The sequence below is a fragment of the Blastococcus sp. SYSU DS0510 genome (genome assembly GCF_054050835.1).
On record NZ_JBJHAC010000024.1, the window covers coordinates 1 to 16185 of the forward strand.

Annotated in this window: 20 protein-coding genes and 1 pseudogene; 11 read left to right on the forward strand and 10 right to left on the reverse strand. The window is 75.4% G+C overall.

Annotated elements, in window-relative coordinates:
* The first annotated feature begins 8 nt into the window (after positions 1 to 8).
* Both ACI79P_RS17590 and ACI79P_RS17595 read left to right on the forward strand, forming a co-directional pair.
* The gene (locus ACI79P_RS17590) at positions 9 to 137 is read left to right on the forward strand and encodes a DUF2391 family protein (protein ID WP_456582428.1); all 129 of its coding nucleotides are present in this window, start codon (positions 9 to 11) and stop codon (positions 135 to 137) included.
* Between the two features lie 14 nt (positions 138 to 151).
* On the forward strand, positions 152 to 565 hold the full coding sequence (locus tag ACI79P_RS17595) for a hypothetical protein (protein WP_456582351.1): 414 nt from the start codon (positions 152 to 154) through the stop codon (positions 563 to 565).
* 100 nt (positions 566 to 665) lie between these two features.
* On the opposite strand, the gene ACI79P_RS17600 is transcribed toward ACI79P_RS17595, so the two are convergent.
* Positions 666 to 872, reverse strand: a complete 207-nt coding sequence (locus ACI79P_RS17600; RefSeq protein ID WP_456582352.1) for a dihydrofolate reductase family protein — start codon at positions 870 to 872, stop codon at positions 666 to 668.
* Between the two features lie 59 nt (positions 873 to 931).
* Between ACI79P_RS17600 and ACI79P_RS17605 the strand changes: the two genes are divergently transcribed.
* Positions 932 to 1075, forward strand: a complete 144-nt coding sequence (locus tag ACI79P_RS17605) for a hypothetical protein (protein ID WP_456582353.1) — start codon at positions 932 to 934, stop codon at positions 1073 to 1075.
* On the opposite strand, the pseudogene ACI79P_RS17610 reads toward ACI79P_RS17605, so the two are convergent.
* Positions 1012 to 1230, reverse strand: a pseudogene (locus tag ACI79P_RS17610) (dihydrofolate reductase family protein); the annotation flags it as partial. The gene ACI79P_RS17605 and the pseudogene ACI79P_RS17610 sit on opposite strands and share 64 nt — an antisense overlap.
* A gap of 93 nt (positions 1231 to 1323) precedes the next feature.
* Complete coding sequence (locus ACI79P_RS17615; protein ID WP_456582354.1) at positions 1324 to 1728, reverse strand: MmcQ/YjbR family DNA-binding protein; 405 nt, start codon at positions 1726 to 1728, stop codon at positions 1324 to 1326.
* A 102-nt stretch (positions 1729 to 1830) separates the two neighbouring features.
* Between ACI79P_RS17615 and ACI79P_RS17620 the strand changes: the two genes are divergently transcribed.
* Positions 1831 to 2202: a nuclear transport factor 2 family protein gene (locus ACI79P_RS17620; protein WP_456582355.1), complete on the forward strand. Its 372-nt coding sequence runs from the start codon at positions 1831 to 1833 to the stop codon at positions 2200 to 2202.
* Between the two features lie 79 nt (positions 2203 to 2281).
* Positions 2282 to 3973 carry a flavin monoamine oxidase family protein gene (locus ACI79P_RS17625; protein ID WP_456582356.1) on the forward strand — a complete coding sequence of 564 codons (1692 nt, stop codon included), beginning with the start codon at positions 2282 to 2284 and terminating at the stop codon, positions 3971 to 3973.
* Between the two features lies 1 nt (position 3974).
* On the opposite strand, the gene ACI79P_RS17630 is transcribed toward ACI79P_RS17625, so the two are convergent.
* Positions 3975 to 5270: a class I SAM-dependent methyltransferase gene (locus ACI79P_RS17630; protein WP_456582357.1), complete on the reverse strand. Its 1296-nt coding sequence runs from the start codon at positions 5268 to 5270 to the stop codon at positions 3975 to 3977.
* 59 nt (positions 5271 to 5329) lie between these two features.
* Positions 5330 to 5665, reverse strand: a complete 336-nt coding sequence (locus ACI79P_RS17635) for a hypothetical protein (RefSeq protein ID WP_456582358.1) — start codon at positions 5663 to 5665, stop codon at positions 5330 to 5332.
* Positions 5666 to 5912: 247 nt separating this feature from the next.
* On the opposite strand from ACI79P_RS17635, the gene ACI79P_RS17640 reads away from it, so the two are divergent.
* Entirely contained in the window at positions 5913 to 6584 is a 672-nt protein-coding gene (locus ACI79P_RS17640; protein WP_456582359.1) for a bZIP transcription factor, read from the forward strand.
* Between the two features lie 10 nt (positions 6585 to 6594).
* Here the strand turns inward: ACI79P_RS17640 and ACI79P_RS17645 are convergent, their stop codons facing one another.
* Positions 6595 to 7698, reverse strand: a complete 1104-nt coding sequence (locus ACI79P_RS17645; protein ID WP_456582360.1) for an AI-2E family transporter — start codon at positions 7696 to 7698, stop codon at positions 6595 to 6597.
* A gap of 312 nt (positions 7699 to 8010) precedes the next feature.
* Positions 8011 to 8634, reverse strand: coding sequence for a hypothetical protein (locus tag ACI79P_RS17650; protein ID WP_456582361.1), 624 nt, complete (start codon positions 8632 to 8634; stop codon positions 8011 to 8013).
* 364 nt (positions 8635 to 8998) lie between these two features.
* Here ACI79P_RS17650 and ACI79P_RS17655 point away from each other — a divergent pair, with 364 nt between their 5' ends.
* The 5 genes from ACI79P_RS17655 (at position 8999) to ACI79P_RS17675 (ending at position 13118) form a co-directional block, all read left to right on the forward strand.
* Positions 8999 to 9292, forward strand: coding sequence for a hypothetical protein (locus ACI79P_RS17655; RefSeq protein WP_456582362.1), 294 nt, complete (start codon positions 8999 to 9001; stop codon positions 9290 to 9292).
* A 78-nt stretch (positions 9293 to 9370) separates the two neighbouring features.
* The gene (locus ACI79P_RS17660) at positions 9371 to 10621 is read left to right on the forward strand and encodes a cytochrome P450 (protein WP_456582363.1); all 1251 of its coding nucleotides are present in this window, start codon (positions 9371 to 9373) and stop codon (positions 10619 to 10621) included.
* Positions 10622 to 10754: 133 nt separating this feature from the next.
* A complete protein-coding gene (locus ACI79P_RS17665) occupies positions 10755 to 10958 on the forward strand; it encodes a hypothetical protein (protein ID WP_456582364.1) in 204 nt (67 codons plus the stop codon).
* 5 nt (positions 10959 to 10963) lie between these two features.
* A complete protein-coding gene (locus tag ACI79P_RS17670; RefSeq protein WP_456582365.1) occupies positions 10964 to 12181 on the forward strand; it encodes a phospholipase D-like domain-containing protein in 1218 nt (405 codons plus the stop codon).
* A 151-nt stretch (positions 12182 to 12332) separates the two neighbouring features.
* Positions 12333 to 13118, forward strand: coding sequence for a hypothetical protein (locus ACI79P_RS17675; protein ID WP_456582366.1), 786 nt, complete (start codon positions 12333 to 12335; stop codon positions 13116 to 13118).
* A gap of 39 nt (positions 13119 to 13157) precedes the next feature.
* On the opposite strand, the gene folP is transcribed toward ACI79P_RS17675, so the two are convergent.
* The 3 genes from folP to ACI79P_RS17690 are packed head-to-tail and all read right to left on the reverse strand — an operon-like array spanning position 13158 to position 16163.
* The gene (folP, locus tag ACI79P_RS17680) at positions 13158 to 13991 is read right to left on the reverse strand and encodes a dihydropteroate synthase (RefSeq protein WP_456582367.1); all 834 of its coding nucleotides are present in this window, start codon (positions 13989 to 13991) and stop codon (positions 13158 to 13160) included.
* Between the two features lie 10 nt (positions 13992 to 14001).
* Positions 14002 to 15090, reverse strand: coding sequence for a glycosyltransferase (locus tag ACI79P_RS17685; RefSeq protein ID WP_456582368.1), 1089 nt, complete (start codon positions 15088 to 15090; stop codon positions 14002 to 14004).
* A complete protein-coding gene (locus tag ACI79P_RS17690; RefSeq protein WP_456582369.1) occupies positions 15087 to 16163 on the reverse strand; it encodes a glycosyltransferase family 9 protein in 1077 nt (358 codons plus the stop codon). Before ACI79P_RS17690 ends, ACI79P_RS17685 begins: the two co-directional genes overlap by 4 nt.
* Positions 16164 to 16185: the final 22 nt, after the last annotated feature.

The window sequence follows — 16185 nt, forward strand, 5'->3', positions numbered from 1 at the left end:
CGGTGTGCGTGTCGGCGTACCTCCTGTGGACGTTGGGCCGCTTCGACGACACCGGGCTGCTGATGGTGGTCACCGAGACGGTGGTCCTGGCCCTCCCCGCGAGCCTGGGCGCCGCGGCGGCCCGGCTCATCCTGTGACGAGAGGAAAGCCCATGCCCGAATCCGACGAGGACGCCCAGGACCAGGGCCCCGGTGCCACGTCAGCGGCCGAGTACGCCGCGGGCGGCCTGGGCGGAGTGCTGGTGCTGCTGCTGATCGCCTTCCTCGGCTACCAGGCCGTCGCGGTCCGGGAGAGCGGCCCGGAGCTGGTCGTCGAGATAACGGCCATCGAGCAGGCAGGTTCCGGCTATGAGGTGCACCTACGGGTGCGCAACGACGGTGGGACCACGGCCGAGACGGTGCAGCTCAGCGGTCAGCTGACCCGGGACGGGCGTCAGGTCGAGCAGGCCTCCGCGAGCGTCGCCTACGTTCCGCCGGAGAGCCGGCGTGAGGCGGTACTCGTGTTCTCGGCCGATCCGCGCGACGGCGAGCTCACGGTCGGTCCCGAGGGGTACAAGGTCGCCTGAGTCGGTGACCGCCGCGCTCGCGCACCCCCGCCCGGCGTCCTCATGACGCACGTGGTTACGGCCGCCGGCTGACGGGGCCACCGTCGGGGGACCGCCGTTGTCAGGGCCGGCGGACGGCGTAGCGCAGCAGGACGACGCCGTTGCCGAACCGCCGGTTCTCCACCAGATCCAGCTCGGTCGGGCCGTCGGCGGTCTCGAACAGCCGCCGGCCGCGGCCGAGGACGACCGGGCTGACGTAGAGGCGGTACTCGTCGACCAGGTCCAGCCGGCGCAAGGTCTGGACCAGGTCCACCCCGCCGAGCGTCATGTCCCCGCCCGGCTCCTGCTTCAGCGCGCGGATCTCGTCGGTCCACCGCTGCGCGCAGCGTGGCGTTGGGGCCCACCCGTTCCAGCGTGCGGGAGAAGACGATCTTCGGCGTGGCGCGCCAGATGCCGGCGAACTCCTGCATGACCGGCGGGAAGTCCGGGTTCTGGTCGGCGGTCGGCCAGACTGCCTCCATCAGCTCGTAGGTGACCCGGCCCTCCACGAATGCGCTCATCGTCGCGAGCTGCTGGTTGAAGTGCGCGTGGAGCTCCTCGTCGACCAGGTGCCAGCTCAGGTCGTGGTCCGGCCCCTCGAAGCAGCCGTCCAGCGACAGCGTCATCTGCACGACGATCTTCCGCATGCGTCCTCCTGATCCGTGACCGGGCGGGAGCTCAGACCGGTGGACTCCGGCGATCTCATCGGTCCCGCCGCTGGCGGCTCGGCACCCGAGCGGTCAGGGAGTGCTCCCGCGGCCGTCGAACTCGGCGAGCAGCCGCCGCGGCGCACGCGCCCGCCACGCGTCCTCCACCAGCTCCGCGAGCTCGTCGACCGGGATCCGCCCGAGGCGCACCAGGACGACGGCGTACCCGTCGAAGTGCGGCGTCGTGAGGAAGACGCCGGGCGCCGCCGCGAGCAGCGAGGCCTTCACGCCCTCGTCGGCCACGCACACCCCCAGCACCGGCTCCTCCTCGTCCGGCGCCGCGGTGTCGAGCGCCGCGCGGTCGGCCGCCCGCAACGGCCGCACCCAGACGAAGCCCTTGCCGTGCACCCGCCACGACGGCTGCCCGCCGTACGAGGGGTGCTCGTCGGTGTCCGGCAGCCCGGCGACCAACCGCCGGACGTCCTCCGAGGTCGCCACCCCCGCAGTGTGGTCCCGCCGGGGCGCTGGTGGGAGGGTGCCTCCGGTGGCGCGGTGATCGGCCACCCGACGACCGGTGGAGCCATCGAGAGAGGAACGACCGTGCCGACCGACCCCTTCGCCGCCTTCCGGGCGGCGGTCGAGAGCCGTGACGTCGACGCCGCGGTGCGGCTGTTCGCGGACGACTGCGTCTTCCTGTCGCCGATCGTCCACGAGCCCTACCGCGGCACCGGGGCGCTGCACGCGATCCTCACCGGCGTGATGTCCGTCTTCGAGGACTTCCGCTACACCGCCTCCTACGCGGCCGACGGCGGGCACGTCCTCGCCTTCGACACCCGGGTCGGGGACCGCACGCTCCAGGGCGTGGACATCCTGCGCGGCCGCGGCGGCGTCCTGACCGAACTCACGGTGATGGTCCGGCCCTACTCGGCCGCGACCGCGCTCCGCGAGCGGATGGCGGCGCTGCTCGCGTGAGGACGCCGGACCGGGGGACCGCTCCCCGTAGGGTGCAGCGCGCCACGGGGAGCCGGTGCGGGCGAGGAGGGAAGAGGCGATGACGATCGGTCCCGATCGGGAGGACGCTCAGGACGAGGACCGCCCGCCGATCACCATCTTCGGCCCCGACTTCCCCTTCGCGTTCGACGACTGGATCACCCACCCCTCGGGCCTGGGGGCCGTCCCGCCCGAGCGGCACGGGGAGGAGGTCGCCATCGTCGGCGCCGGGATCTCCGGCCTCGTCGCGGCGTACGAGCTGATGAAGCTGGGCCTCAAGCCGGTCCTCTACGAGGCCTCGCAGATGGGGGGCCGGCTGCGGTCGGCCCGGTTCGAGGGCGCGCCGGAGGAGATCGTCGCCGAGCTGGGCGGCATGCGGTTCCCCGTGTCGTCGACCGCCTTCTACCGCTACGTCGACCTGCTCGGCCTGGAGACCAGGCCCTTCCCGAACCCGCTGACGCCGGCGTCGGGCAGCACGGTCATCGACATCGAGGGCGAGACGCACTACGCGGAGTCCTCCGAGGCCCTGCCGCCGCTGTTCCGGGAGGTGGCGGCGGCGTGGGCCGACGCACTGCAGACCGTCGGGTTCGCCGAGATCCAGGACGCCATCCGGGCGCGCGACGTGAAGTCGCTCAAGGCGCTGTGGGACGAGCTCGTGCCCCTGTGGGACGACCGCACCTTCTACGACTTCATCGCCAGCTCGGAGGCGTTCTCGCGGCTGTCCTTCCACCACCGGGAGGTGTTCGGCCAGGTCGGCTTCGGCACCGGCGGGTGGGACTCCGACTTCCCGAACTCGATGCTGGAGATCTTCCGCGTGGTGATGACCAACTGCGACGAGGACCAGCGCTTCGTCGTCGGCGGGGTGGAGCAGGTGCCGTGGGGGTTGTGGAACCACGCCCCCGACGCGCCCGCGCACTGGCCGGCCGGGACGACGCTGGCGAAGCTGCACTCCGGCGGCCCCCGTGCCGGTGTCGCCGCCATCGCCCGGGACGCCGACGGCGCCTTCGCCGTCACCGACGCCTGGGGACACGTCGCCCGGTACCCCGCGGTGCTCGTCACCTGCCAGAGCTGGCTGCTGACGACGCAGATCGACTGCGACGAGAGCCTGTTCGCGCAGAAGATGTGGACGGCCCTGGACCGCACGCGCTACATGCAGTCGTCCAAGACCTTCGTGATGGTCGACCGGCCGTTCTGGAAGGACAAGGACCCGGTGACCGGCCGCGACGTCATGAGCATGACGCTGACCGACCGGCTCACCCGCGGCACGTACCTGTTCGACCACGGCGACGACAAGCCCGGTGTCATCTGCCTGACGTACTCGTGGATGAGCGACGCGCTGAAGATGCTGCCCTACCCGGTGGACCAGCGCGTGCGGCTGGCGCTCGGGGCGCTGAAGAAGATCTACCCCGGTCTGGACATCGCGCAGCACATCATCGGCGACCCGGTCACGATCTCCTGGGAGGCGGACGCGCACTTCCTCGGCGCCTTCAAGGGCGCCCTGCCGGGCCACTACCGGTACAACCACCGGATGTACTCCCACTTCGTGCAGGACGACTTCCCGCCCGACCACCGGGGGATCTTCCTGGCCGGCGACGACGTCTCGTGGACGCCGGCCTGGGTCGAGGGCGCGGTGCAGACCTCCCTCAACGCGGTCTGGGGCATCATGCGGCACTTCGGGGGCCGCACCCACGCGGGCAACCCCGGCCCCGGCGACGTCTTCGCCGAGCTCGGCCCCGTCGCGCTGCCCGACTAGCTCACGCGGTGCCGGCGTCCACCGTCGAGCGGCTCCAGTCGGGACGGCCCAGGGGGAGCCGGCTGTCCCCGCCCGGCCGCACGGCGAGGACCTGGTTCACCCCGACCCGGTGGCGCTCGAACGCCAGCGCCGAGCCGGCCAGGTAGAGCCGCCACACCCGTGCCCGCCCCGGCGAGGACGCCCGCACGGCCTCGTCCCAGTGCGCCTCCAGGTTGCGCACCCACGCCCGGCAGGTCAGCGCGTAGTGCCGGCGCAGCGCCTCGACGTCGCACACCTCGAAGCCGGCCTCCTCCAGCACCTGCACGTGCGTGGCCAAGGGCTGCAGCTCGCCGTCGGGGAAGACGTAGCGCGTGAGGAACGACCCCGGGTCGGGGCGGTCGGGGCCGGCCGCGGGGCCGCGGGCGATCGCGTGGTTGAGCAGCCGGCCACCCGGCGCGAGCAGGTCGTGCAACCGGCCGGCGTACCGGGGCAGCTGGTCGCGGCCCACGTGCTCGGCCATGCCGATCGACGCGATGGCGTCGAACGGGCCGTCGTCGACCTCCCGGTAGTCCCGCAGCCGCACCTCGACGCGGTCGGCGAGCCCGGCGTCGGCCAGCCGGCGGCGGGCCAGGTCCGCCTGGGCGCCGGAGATGGTCACCCCCACCACCGAGACGCCGTACCGGGAGGCCGCGTGCAGGGCCAGCGAGCCCCACCCGCAGCCGACGTCCAGCAGCCGCATCCCCGGTTCCAGTCCGAGCTTGCGGCAGACCAGGTCCAGCTTCGCCTCCTGCGCGCGCTCGAGCGTCGCGCCGGGCTCGGGGAAGTAGGCGCAGCTGTAGACCAGCGACGGGCCGAGCAGCAGGCGGTAGAAGTCGTTGCCGACGTCGTAGTGGTGGGTGATGGCGCTGCGGTCGCGGTGCAGCGAGTGCCGGAGGCCGCGCAGCCGGGCCTCCTCCGGCGGCGGCGCCGGAGGCGGCCCGAGGACCCCCAGCCGGAGCAGTGGGCGCGCCAGCCGGGCGAGCGCCCGCCGGTCCAGGCGCAGGTCGGGCCGGGACGGCAGGTCGTCCGGGAAGCTCAGGGCGGCGTAGAGGTCCCCCTCGATGTCGAGGTCGCCGCTGACGTAGGCCCGGGCCAGGCCCAGCTCTCCCGGCGCGTGGACCAGGCGGCGCAGCGCCCTCCGGTGGTGCACCACGAGGGTGGGTGCGCCGTCGACGAGCGTCTCGGAGCCGTCCCAGCAGCGCACCGAGAGGGGGAGCGGTGCGCCGATCAGGAGGCTCCCCAGTTCGTGGACCAGCCGGCTCGCGCCCCGGTGCGCCATGCCCCGACCCTGGCAGAACGACCGCGCCCCGGGGGAGGGGTTCCGGCGCCGGCGTCCGCTCAGAACAGGTCGACGACGAACCGCCCCGCCGTCCAGACACCCAGCCCCATCAGCGCGCCCCCGAGCCCGAGGAGCAGGACGATCCAGGCCGCGGCGAGACGGTCGCGCCAGGTCGACGCGTGCGGCGCGGGGGGCGTCGGATCGGGGAGCGGCCGGGCGAGCCACTGGGCGGCGTGCTGCTGGGTGCAGAAGTCGGCATCCACGAAGCGGAACTCGTCGGCCTCGTCGTGGCGGGTGACCTCGAGGTGGACCCAGCTGCGGCCGCCGTCCACGTCCGTCCAGGGACGGCCGCACGTCGCGCAGGCGGAGGCGTCGTCCCGGTCGGGCAGGATCACCCCCGGCACGGTAGCGGTGGGCGACGGCCCGCTGGACCAGGCGCACCGGGCGTCACGTGCCCGGCTCGTCCACTCCCCGGCTTGCTCCCGGGCGCGCGGAGGGGCCACGCTGGCGGAACGATCCCCGCCGCGGTGGACGGCGGGTTGCGACCACGGTCTGGTGCGGGGGTCGGCGTGCGGGATGAGGGGTAGCGCGGACACGGCGCCGAGAGCCGAGCCCGGCGCACCGGACGAGCGAGGAGAGGGCATGGTGGCCCAGCGACGGACGCGTGCGGGCAGGCGCGGGGGAGCCGCCGGCGGCCCCGGGCGCAGGGCCGCGCTCGTCCTGGCCCTCGCGCTCGAGGGCCTGGCCGCCTGCGGGGCCGGGGCGACGTCCCCGGCGCTGGAGGCCGAGGTGCAGGGGCTGCGGGAGGAGGTCGACGAGCTTCGCGACCGGGTCGAGGCGCTGGAGCAGCAGCCGCCCCCGTCCGCCGCCCCCAGCGGGGCCCCACCCACGGAGGACCCCTCGGCGTCCGGTGACGAGGAGCCCGCGACGGACGGGGGTGCCGAGCAGCCGTTCGACGACCCCGCCGGCCTGTTCCAGGACCCCGAGCCCCTGGTCGGGCAGGACGTCACGGTGACCGCCGAGGTGGTGCAGCTGGTGTCGGTCGCCGACGTGGGAGCGGCGTTCCGGCTCGGCGACGGGGACGGGACCACCGTCGGCGTGGTGACGGTCACCCCGCCGGGTGACCTCGAGCTGGGCGACGTCCTGCGGGTCACCGGACCCGTCGGGCGGGTCCAGCGGGACTCCTTCGAGGCGGACTTCGGCATCTCCGCCGACGTGCTGGCGGAGGACCCCGAGACCCTGTTCGCCGAGCTCGGCGGGGAGATCGCGGTCGCCGCCCGCGAGGTGCGGGTCGTGCGGCAGTCGTCCGGCTGAGCCGGGCCGGCTACGGGAGGGCCGCGCCCGCTGCCGGTCGCCGTGCGGGCGCCGCTGCCGGGTCCCGTGCGGGGGTCGCTCCGTCCGAGGCGGCGGGCGCCGTCCCGGACGGGGTGAGCGGGTTCTCGCGCAGGTGGTCGAGCACCCGGTAGGCGACGGCCACGAGCGGTACGGCCAGCAGCGCGCCGGCGAGGCCCCAGAGCAGCGAGCCGGCCGTCACCGAGACCAGGATGACCACCGGGTGCAGGCGCAGCGTCCGGCCGACGATGATCGGCTGCAGGATGTTGCCCTCGACCTGCTGCACCACCAGGACGGCGACCAGCACGATGATCGCATCGGTCAGGCCGTTGGTGACCAGGGTGACGAGCACGGCCACCACCCCGCTCACGGTCGCGCCGAACAGCGGGATGAAGGCGCCGACGAAGGTCAGCAGGGTGAGCGAGGGCCACAGCGGCACGCCCAGGATGACCAGGGCCAAGCCGATCCCAGCCGCGTCGATGAGCGCCACGATGACGACGCCCCGCACGTACTGCGACAGCGTCGTCCACGCCGTCCGCCCGGCGCCGTCCACCTGGCCGCGCCGCCGGGCGGGCACGAGCCGCAGGACCCAGGCCCACATCGACGCTCCGTCCTTGAGCAGGAAGAAGGTCAGGAAGGCCACCAGGATCACGGCGGCCAGGACGTAGAGGGCCATGCTCGCCGCCGCCGTCGGCTCGGGCGCGAGCCGGAAGAGGCGGTCCACGAGGGCGTTGCGGGCCTCGGTGACCTGCTGCGGGTCCAGGCCCAGCGGCCCGTCGATCAGCCACACCCGGATCCGGTCGATCCCGGCGGCCAAGGGGCGGGTGAGGTTGCGCAGCTGGTCCGCGGCGCGGAAGCCGACGAGGAAGCCCGCGCCGATCAGCACCCCGAACAGGAGGAGCACCGACAGCAGCGCCGCGGCCGCCCGGGGCAGCCCGCGGGCCAGCCACCGGGTGATCGGCGCGACGATGGCGGTGAGCAGCAGGGCGACGGCGATGGCGACCGTCACCAGCGGCAGCCGCAGCAGCAGCCAGAACAGCAGCCAGCCGATCCCGGCCAGGGCCAGGAGCGCGGCGCTGACGACGAGGGTCCGCACCGCCCAAGCCGGTGCGGCGGGTGCCGCGGGCGGGGGATCGCCCCGGGAGGGCGTCGCGACGGCCCTCGGCGCGGGGCGACCGACGCCGTCCTGCGGCACGTGCGACATCCGCCTCGACCACCAGTTCACCGCCGTCGTCCCGTCCGCACAGTCGCTCCTCCGGTCCTGGTGATCCCGTCCCTGCCGTGCCGGGAGCGGCAACGGGGTACCTGCGCATCCTCGGCCACCGCGGCACGACCGGCCGGGCGGACCGCGACGGCGCGGTGGAGCACCGCTCCCGGCGCTCCACCGCGTGCCGCGTGCGTCAGCGGATCAGTCGTTCTGGCCCTGCTCCTGCAGCACCTCGATGCTGTCGGCGGAGATGGCCACCGAGCCCTCCTCCTCCTGGAACCACGCGTCGGCGTCCTCGAAGAGCTCGTCGGAGGCGACGCCGAAGTCCTGCTCGAAGGTGTCGCGCTGCACCTGGACGACGGTGCCGGTGACCTGGACGACGTCGTTGGCGTCCATCTCCGCGGTCTGGGAGGCCGAGACGACGGCGATCGGGTCGCCCGACTCGCCGGCGATCCGGAAGGCGCTGCCGACGTCCGTGGTCGTCACCATCTCCGAGACCTCCGCGCTGACGGTGACCTCCTGGCCGACGTAGGACTGGCTGTCCTCGAAGAACGCGGCGGTGTCGTCCTCCGCCCCGAGCGGGTCGACGGGCGCCTCGGTGCCGACGCCCTCCTCGAGGGCACCCACCCGCTCGTCGAGGCCGGCCAGCTGGTCCTCGACCTGCTGGAGGTCGTCGGCGGTGACCCCGCCGGCCTCGGGACCGGCCGAGTCGTCGCTGCAGGCCGCGAGGCCGCCCAGGCCCAGCACGGCGGCGGCGAGCGCGGTCGCGGTTCGGCCCGCCCGCTGCTTGCCGGTGGACGTGGTTCGTGCTGCGTTCGTGGTCATGCTTCCCCCTCTGGGATCCGGCCGGTCGGAGCCCGGCCGATGTCGGTCTGGACGGCGCACCAGGTGCCCGCTGCACGGCAGGGGGGCGCGGTGTGTGCGCGCACCGACACGGATCCGACACCGATCCGCCACATGGTCACGGAGCGGTCACGGGGCGGGGGCGAGGAGCAGGCGCCTCCCGGGTGGGGTCCGCGGCGACGCGGTCCGGGCCTCTCCTGCCGGCACCGGCCCCCGGTTCTGTTGCGGTCCTCTTGCAGATCCGTGTCAGCACGGCTCGGATCGCTGTGACCGCCGCGCGGACGGGCACATCCGGCGCAGCGGCCGCCGACGTCGCGGCCGCTCCCGCCGTATCCCGGAGGTCGCCATGTCCCAGCCCGTCCTGTCCCGACCGACCTCGTCCGCGCCGCAGCCCCGGAGCCTCGCGGCCATCGACGGGGACCTCCGGTCCAGCCGCAGCGTCCGCCTGGACGCGGAACGGGAGCTCGCCGAGATCCGGCGGCGCCAGGAGGAGCTCGCCGATCTCGAGGCCACCCTGCTGGTGACGATCGACTGCAGATCGCGGATGGTCGACCACCTCCTGGACGAACGGCTGCGCGCCGCGGCCGCCCTGCGCGCCCCGGCGGCCGAGGAGTGGCACCCGTTCGGCGCGCTGGGCTGAACGGGCCGTCTGCAGCGGGCTGCCGTCCGGGCACCGACGCCGGGCCCGGCACGGTTCGTCAGGAGAGGAGATCCACCCGTGACCGACGACATCCCCCGCGTGGGCGCCGCCGACAGCAGCCTCGCCCTGCTCCGCGAGGGGTACACGTTCGGCACCCACCGTTTCGCCGCCGTGGGGACCGACGTCTTCGAGACGCGCCTGATGCTCCGGCCGGCCGTCATGGCCTATGGCGAGGAGGCGGCGCGGCTGCTGTACGAACCGGACCGGATGACCCGCCGCCGGGCGCTGCCACCGACGGTGGTGACGCTCCTGCAGGACCTGGGCAGCGTCCAGATGCTGGACGGGTCGGCGCACCGCCACCGCAAGGCGATGTTCCTGTCTCTCATGACCCCTGCCGCGCTGGACGACCTGGCCGACCGGGTGGAGGGCGAGTGGCGGGACGGGGTGCGACGGTGGGCCGGCACGGGCGACGTCGTCCTGCTCGACGCCGTCCACGAGGTCCTCTGCCGGGCCGTGTGCGCGTGGGCCGGGATCCCGCTCACGCCGGCCGAGGTGGGTGAGCGCACCCGGCAGCTCGCCGCGATGGTGGCGGGCGCCGGGGCCGTGGGGCCGCGGAACCTCCGCGGGCAGGTCCGTCGGCACCGGGCCGAGCGCTGGGCCGGTGCGGTGATCGACCGGATCCGCAGCGGTGCGCTCCCCGTGGAGGAGGGCCGGGCCGCGGACGTGATCGCCTCGTACCGCGACGAGGAGGGCCGGTTGCTCGACCCGGAGGTCGCGCGGGTGGAGCTGATCAACGTGCTCCGCCCGACGGTGGCGGTGGCGCGGTACGTCGTCTTCGCGGCGCTCGCGCTCGCCCAGCACCCCGATGCCCGCGCCCGCGCCGCCACCGACGAGGAGTACCGCCGCTGGTTCGTGCAGGAGGTCCGCCGCTACTACCCGTTCTTCCCGGCCGTGGGCGGACGGGTGCGCGAGCCGTTCGACTGGCGCGGCCGCCACTTCGGGCCCGGTGACTGGTTCCTCCTGGACGTCTACGCCACCAACCACGACCGCCGGCTGTGGGACGAGCCGGCCGCCTTCCGGCCCGAGCGGTTCGCCACCTGGGACGGCGGCCCGTACAGTTTCGTCCCCCAGGGCGGCGGGGACGTCGAGGCGGGGCACCGCTGCGCGGGCGAGTGGCTCACGATCACGGTCGTCGAGCGCGCCGTCCGGCTGCTCACCGCGGCCATGACCTACGACGTCCCGCTGCAGGACCTGAGCATCGACCTGTCACGGATGCCGGCGGGCCCGGCCAGCGGGGTGCGCCTGTCCGCTGTCCGGCCGGTGGGGTGAGCGGCGCGGCCCCGCCCGCACCGCCCCGGGCCGGTGCTCCGTGTCGAAGCCGTGACAGCGGCGGCCGGGCGGTTTCCGCCGGCGGGTCCGGGATAGCCGTCCACCGGCACGACCCCAGCGAGAGGAGATCCCCGTGTCCGCAGGACAGGTGGTGGCGGAGCGGACGACCCCGTCGGTCGTCCCGCCGATGGAGGAGAGCAACGAGGCCGAGCCGGAGCAGCTGGCCACGGCCCGCCGGCAGGGGGACGCCGACGGCCGGTTCGTGCCGGGCCTCGACGTCACCGTCACCGTGCCGGACGCCTCCCCGCGCGGGCCCGAGACCCCGTACGCGGGGTGACGGCGGTGCCCGGCTGCCAGGTCGCCGGCGTCTCCACCCGGCGGGTGGTCGAGTCGCTGCTGGGCGTGCCCTTCACCGAGGGCAACAGGGTCGACGTCCTGAGGGACGGCGACGAGACGTTCCCGGCGCTGCTGGAGGCCATCGCCGCCGCACGACGCAGCGTCGACCTGCTCTGGTTCTCCTGGCGGGGCGGGGAGATCAGCCACGAGGTCGCCGGAGCCCTCGCCCAGCGCGCCCAGGACGGCGTGCGCGTCCGGGTCCTGCTCGACGGCTACGGCGCCAAGCACATGGACCGGGGCGACCTGCGTGCCCTGCGCGGGGCCGGGTGCACCGTCTACTTCTACCGGCCGATGCACAGCTTCCGGGTCACCGCCTGGAACATGCGCACGCACCGCCGCGTGCTGGTGTGCGACGAGCAGGTCGCGTTCACCGGGGGGACGGGCATCGACTCCACGTGGACCGGGAACGGCCGCCAGCCCGGGGACTGGCGGGACACCGCCTTCCGGGTCCGGGGACCGGCCGTCGCGGGCCTCCGCGCGGCCTTCGTGTCCGCCTGGATGCAGGCGCAGGTCCGCCTCCCGGGCGGGCTGGTCTCGGCGGAGGACGAGTTCCCGGAGCTGCCGCCGGCGGGCACCACGGCCGTCCAGGTGCTCCGGACGTCGTCGCAGCCGGGCTGGAGCGAGGCGGCCGTCGCCATCGCTGCGCTGCTGCAGGTCGCCCGGGAGGACGTCCGGATCACCACGCCCTACATCCGGCTGCCCCGGTGGCTGCGCCAGCTGCTCTGCGACACCGCCCGAAGAGGGGTGCGGGTGCGCGTGCTGGTCAGCGGACCGCACCAGGAGCGACCGTCGGTGCACCTGCAGGCGGAGCTGGACTTCCAGCCACTGCTCGACGCCGGTGTCGAGATCTGGCGCTACCAGCCCTCGCTTCTGCACTCCAAGGTGGTCTCCGTCGACGGCGCCGTCGCGCTGGTCGGCACGACGAACGTCGACGTCCGGTCGCTCGCCCTCAACGAGCAGGTGGGACTGGTGCTCGACGACCCGGCGGTCGTGGGGGTGCTCGACCGCCACTTCGCCGACGACCTCTCGCTCAGCGAACGGGTCGACGCCGGCCGGTGGCGCGACCGGGGCGTCCGCAGGCGGGTGCTGGAGGTGGCCGCGGACGTGGTGGGGCGTCCCCTGCGGGGCATGGGGGCGGCCGGGCTGGCCGGTCGCCGCCCCTGAGACGGCTGCGTTGCAGAACCGTGACGAAGGGCGCTCCCGGCGGTGGGCGGGCTCCTGCCGGGAATGGTCCGGAGGCCGAGCAACGCCCCCGCCGAGCGGCGCGGGCACCGACCGGATCCCTCGTGGACCGCTGAACGGACGGAGCAACCGCATGCACCGCAAGCCGCTGATCGTCGCCGCGCTGGCCGCTCCCCTGGGCCTCGCCGTCGCCGCACCCGCCGCTGCGGAGGAGGTCGAGGCCGTCGTGGTCCTCGACTCCGTCGGTGACGGCGAGGCGGCCGGGGAGGCCGACCTCGTCCTCGACGACGAGGCGCAGACGTTGCTGGTCCGCCTCGCAGCCGAAGGCCTGGAACCCGGGATCCCCGTCGCAGCCTTCCTCACCGCCGGTGGCGAGGGCGTCTGCCCGCCCGACGGCGCGGCCACCGGTGCGGAGGCGGCTCCCTCCGTCGGTGAGCCGGTGGTGGCGCTGACCACCGAGGGCGACATCGCCCCCGAGCCGGTCGTGGACGTCGACCGGGTGCCGGTCGTCACCGACGGCGGGGAGATCGCCATCGAGCGCACGTACGACATCGCGGAGGTCGACCCGTTCGGTCTCGAGGACGTCGTGCTCGTGGGCTACCGGATCGAGGACCCGGACGCCGGGATCGACGAGGCCCGACCCGTCCTCTGCGGCACGGTCACCCAGGCATCCGCCGAGACCGCGGCCCCGGCGCCGTCGACCACCCCGGCGCCGTCCACCGCGCCGTCGCGCACCCCCGCGCCGGAGGCCCTGACGACCGCCCAGGTCGAGCGCACCCCGGTCGGCGGCGTCGCCGCCGGTGGCGGCAGCACGGCCGGGACCGAGCACCAGGGGCTCCTCGCCCTGGGCGGCACCGCCCTCGTGGGTGCCGCCGTCGCCGCCGGCATGGCGGTCCGCCGGAGCCGCGGGACGCGCTGATCCCCGTCCGACCGCGGTCGGCCGGCGGACTCGTCGTGCTCAGCCGGCCGACCGCATCGCGTGCGCCAGATCGGCCGCCTGGCGGCCCACCCGGGCGTCGTGCACCCGGACCAGGTGGCCGCCGGCTGCGGCCCCCAGGGCGCACGCCGCCGCGGTGGCGACGTCGAGGGGGGCATCGGGGAGGCCGAGGGCCCGGCGCAGGAAGAGCTTGTTGGAGACCGCCAGGAGCACAGGGAAGCCGAGGGCCGCCACCTCCCCGAGGTGCCCGAGCAGCCGCAACGACTGCTGCCAGGTCTTCCCGAGGTCGATGCCCGGGTCGACGACGACCTGCCGGCGGTCCAGCCCGGCGGTCAGCGCACGCTGCGCCAGGTCGGCCAGGCACCCGGTCACCTCGCCGACGACGTCGCCGTAGACCGGGTCGGGGTCGGGCACCCCCGGCGGCCGGCGGATGTGCGTGGCCACCACGGCCGCGCCGGCCCTGACGGCGGCGGGCAGGTAGCCCGGATCGCGGAACCCGCTCATGTCGTTGCCCAGCACGGCGCCCTCGGCGAACGCGGCGGCCGCGACGCCCGCGCGGGTGGTGTCCACCGCCAGTGGCAGGTCGAACCGGGCACCGAGGGCGGCGATCGTCCCCGCCGCGAGGTCCTGCTCCTCGTCCGGCCCCACACCGGCCACGCCGACACCCCCCGGACGCGCCCCGACCTCGAGCACGTCGGCACCGTCGGCCACGAGTCGCTCGGCGTGCGCGAGCAGGGCGTCGAGCGCGTAGTGGGCACCGCGGTCGTGGAACGAGTCGCGCGTCCGGTTGAGGATGCCCACGACCAGCGGGCGCCGGGAGAGGTCGACGAGCTCGGCACCGAGGCTCAGGAACATCCATCCAGACCTACCAGACGCGCCCGGCGGCGGCAGGGTCGTGCACCACCCGCTCGAGCACGGCGAAGGTCCGTCGGGCCATGAGGCCGGCGTCGAACTCGGCCTCGGCCCGCCGACGTGCCGCCGCGCCGAGCGCGGTCCGCCGGCCGTCGTCGAGGAGCAGCGACCGGAGTGCGCCGGCGAGCGCGCCCGGGTCCTCGGCGGGCACCACCACCGCGTCGTCGCCGACCGCCTCCCGGACCGCGCCGACGTCCGTGGCGACGCACGGCAGGCCCTCGGCCATCGCCTCCAGCAGCACCAGTGGCAGGGCCTCCCGGCGCGAGGAGAGGCAGAACAGGTCGAGGCCGGCCAGGAAGCCGCGGACGTCGGTGACGAAGCCGGGGAACGCGACCGGCAGCCCCTGCGCCCGCGACCGGAGCGCGGTGCGGTCCCGCCCGTCCCCGCCGATCAGGACGTCCACGGGCAGCCCCTCGTCGACCAGCCGCCGCACCGCCTCGAGCAGGACGTCGAAGCCCTTCTGCCCGGTCAGCCGGCCCAGCGCCCCCAGCCGCGGCACGGGGCGCCCGGCCGGGCCCGCCGGATCCGGTGGCACGGGCACGCCGTTGGGCACCACGTGCACCCGGTCGGGGCGCAGGCCGAGCCGGGCGACCAGCAGCGCCCGTCCGTCGGCCGACGGGGTGAGGACGGCGCCGAGCCGGCCGAGGAGGGCTGCGAGCGCTGCCCGCTGCGCGCCGGTGCCCGTGCTCCCGGCCAGGTGCAGCGTGGCCGTGGTGGGGGCGACCGCGAGCGCGGCCGCGACGGCGGCGGCGTTGGAGCCCGGGTCCACCAGGTTGACGGCGACCACGTCGGGGCGCTGCGCCCCGATCGCCGTCTGCACCTCCGGGGCGCGCACGGTGTGCCGGGCGAGCGGGACGACGGCACACGGCAGGTCCCCGCAGGCCGCCCGGAAACCGGCTGCCACGGGCTCCGCGCAGACCAGCGAGGCCGCCCAGCCGAGGCCGGCCGCGTGCCGCAGGAGGTGGGTCAGGTAGACCTCCGCGCCACCCCACGCGTCGGAGTCGCTGACGAAGGTGACCCGCGCCGGCCGCACGGCGCTCACCGTTCCCGCGGCGGGCCGACCAGCTCCCGGGCCCGGGCGAGCACGGCGGCCGGGGTGATCGCCGCGGCGCAGCGGAAGTCGATCGGGCACTCCAGGTGCGGGCACGGCGCGCAGGCGACGTCGGGAGCGAGCCACCGGTGCCGGGGCCCGCGGTGGGCCCAGCGGACCGGGTCACCGGGGAGGAAGACCGTCACGCTCCGGGCGCCCACCGCCGCCGCGAGGTGCGCGGTGCCGGTGTCGTTGCCCACCAGCACGGCGCTGTCCCGCAGCAGCGCGGCCAGCGCGCCCAGGCCCGTGGTTCCCGTCAGGTCCACCGCGGGGGCCCGCATGGCCGCCACCAGTTCCGCGCCGATCCCGGCCTCAGCGGGGACCCCGGTCACCACGACGTCCAGCCCGTCGGCGGCCAGGGCGTCGCCGACGGCGGCGTAGCGCGGCACCGGCCAGCGCCGGGTGGGGGAGGAGGCGCCCGGGTGCAGGACGGCGTACCGGCCGGGCCCGAGGCCGTGGCGCTCCAGGAGGCTCCGGTGCTCGGCCTCCTCCTCCCCGTGGACGTGGAACCACACGGCGGGCGGGTCGCCGGCGGGCAGCCCCAGGTGCTCGAGCAGCCGGAGGTGCCGGTCGACCTCGTGCAGGCCCAGCGGGTAGCGCAGGTGCAGGTGCTCCTCCCCGGGCGGCGGGGTCCAGCCGGTCGGGGCGAAGCCGCCGACCAGCCGTGCGCCGAGCGAGGCGGCGACCTCGTTGGCCGCGGGGCGGTCCCCGTACACCTGCAGGGCGAGGTCGAAGCGCCGGCTGCGGGCCGCGTGGCGGAACGCCGCCCACCCGGCCCGGTCGACCGGCCCGTCGGGGATCCCCGCGCACCCGGGGAAGGGGAGCAGTTCGTCCACGGTGTCACCCAGGCGCTCGACCACCGGTGCCATGCGCGCCCAGGTGATCAGCGTGACGTGGGCGTCGGGCCGGGCGGAGCGGAGCCGGCGCAGGGCGGGCGCGCTGCAGAGCAGGTCGCCCAGGCCCACCCGGAGACGGACCAGTGCGATCCGGGAGACCTCCGGGTCGGTGAGCGGCGCGACCGTCACGGCGACCTCCTGCCCAGGTCGG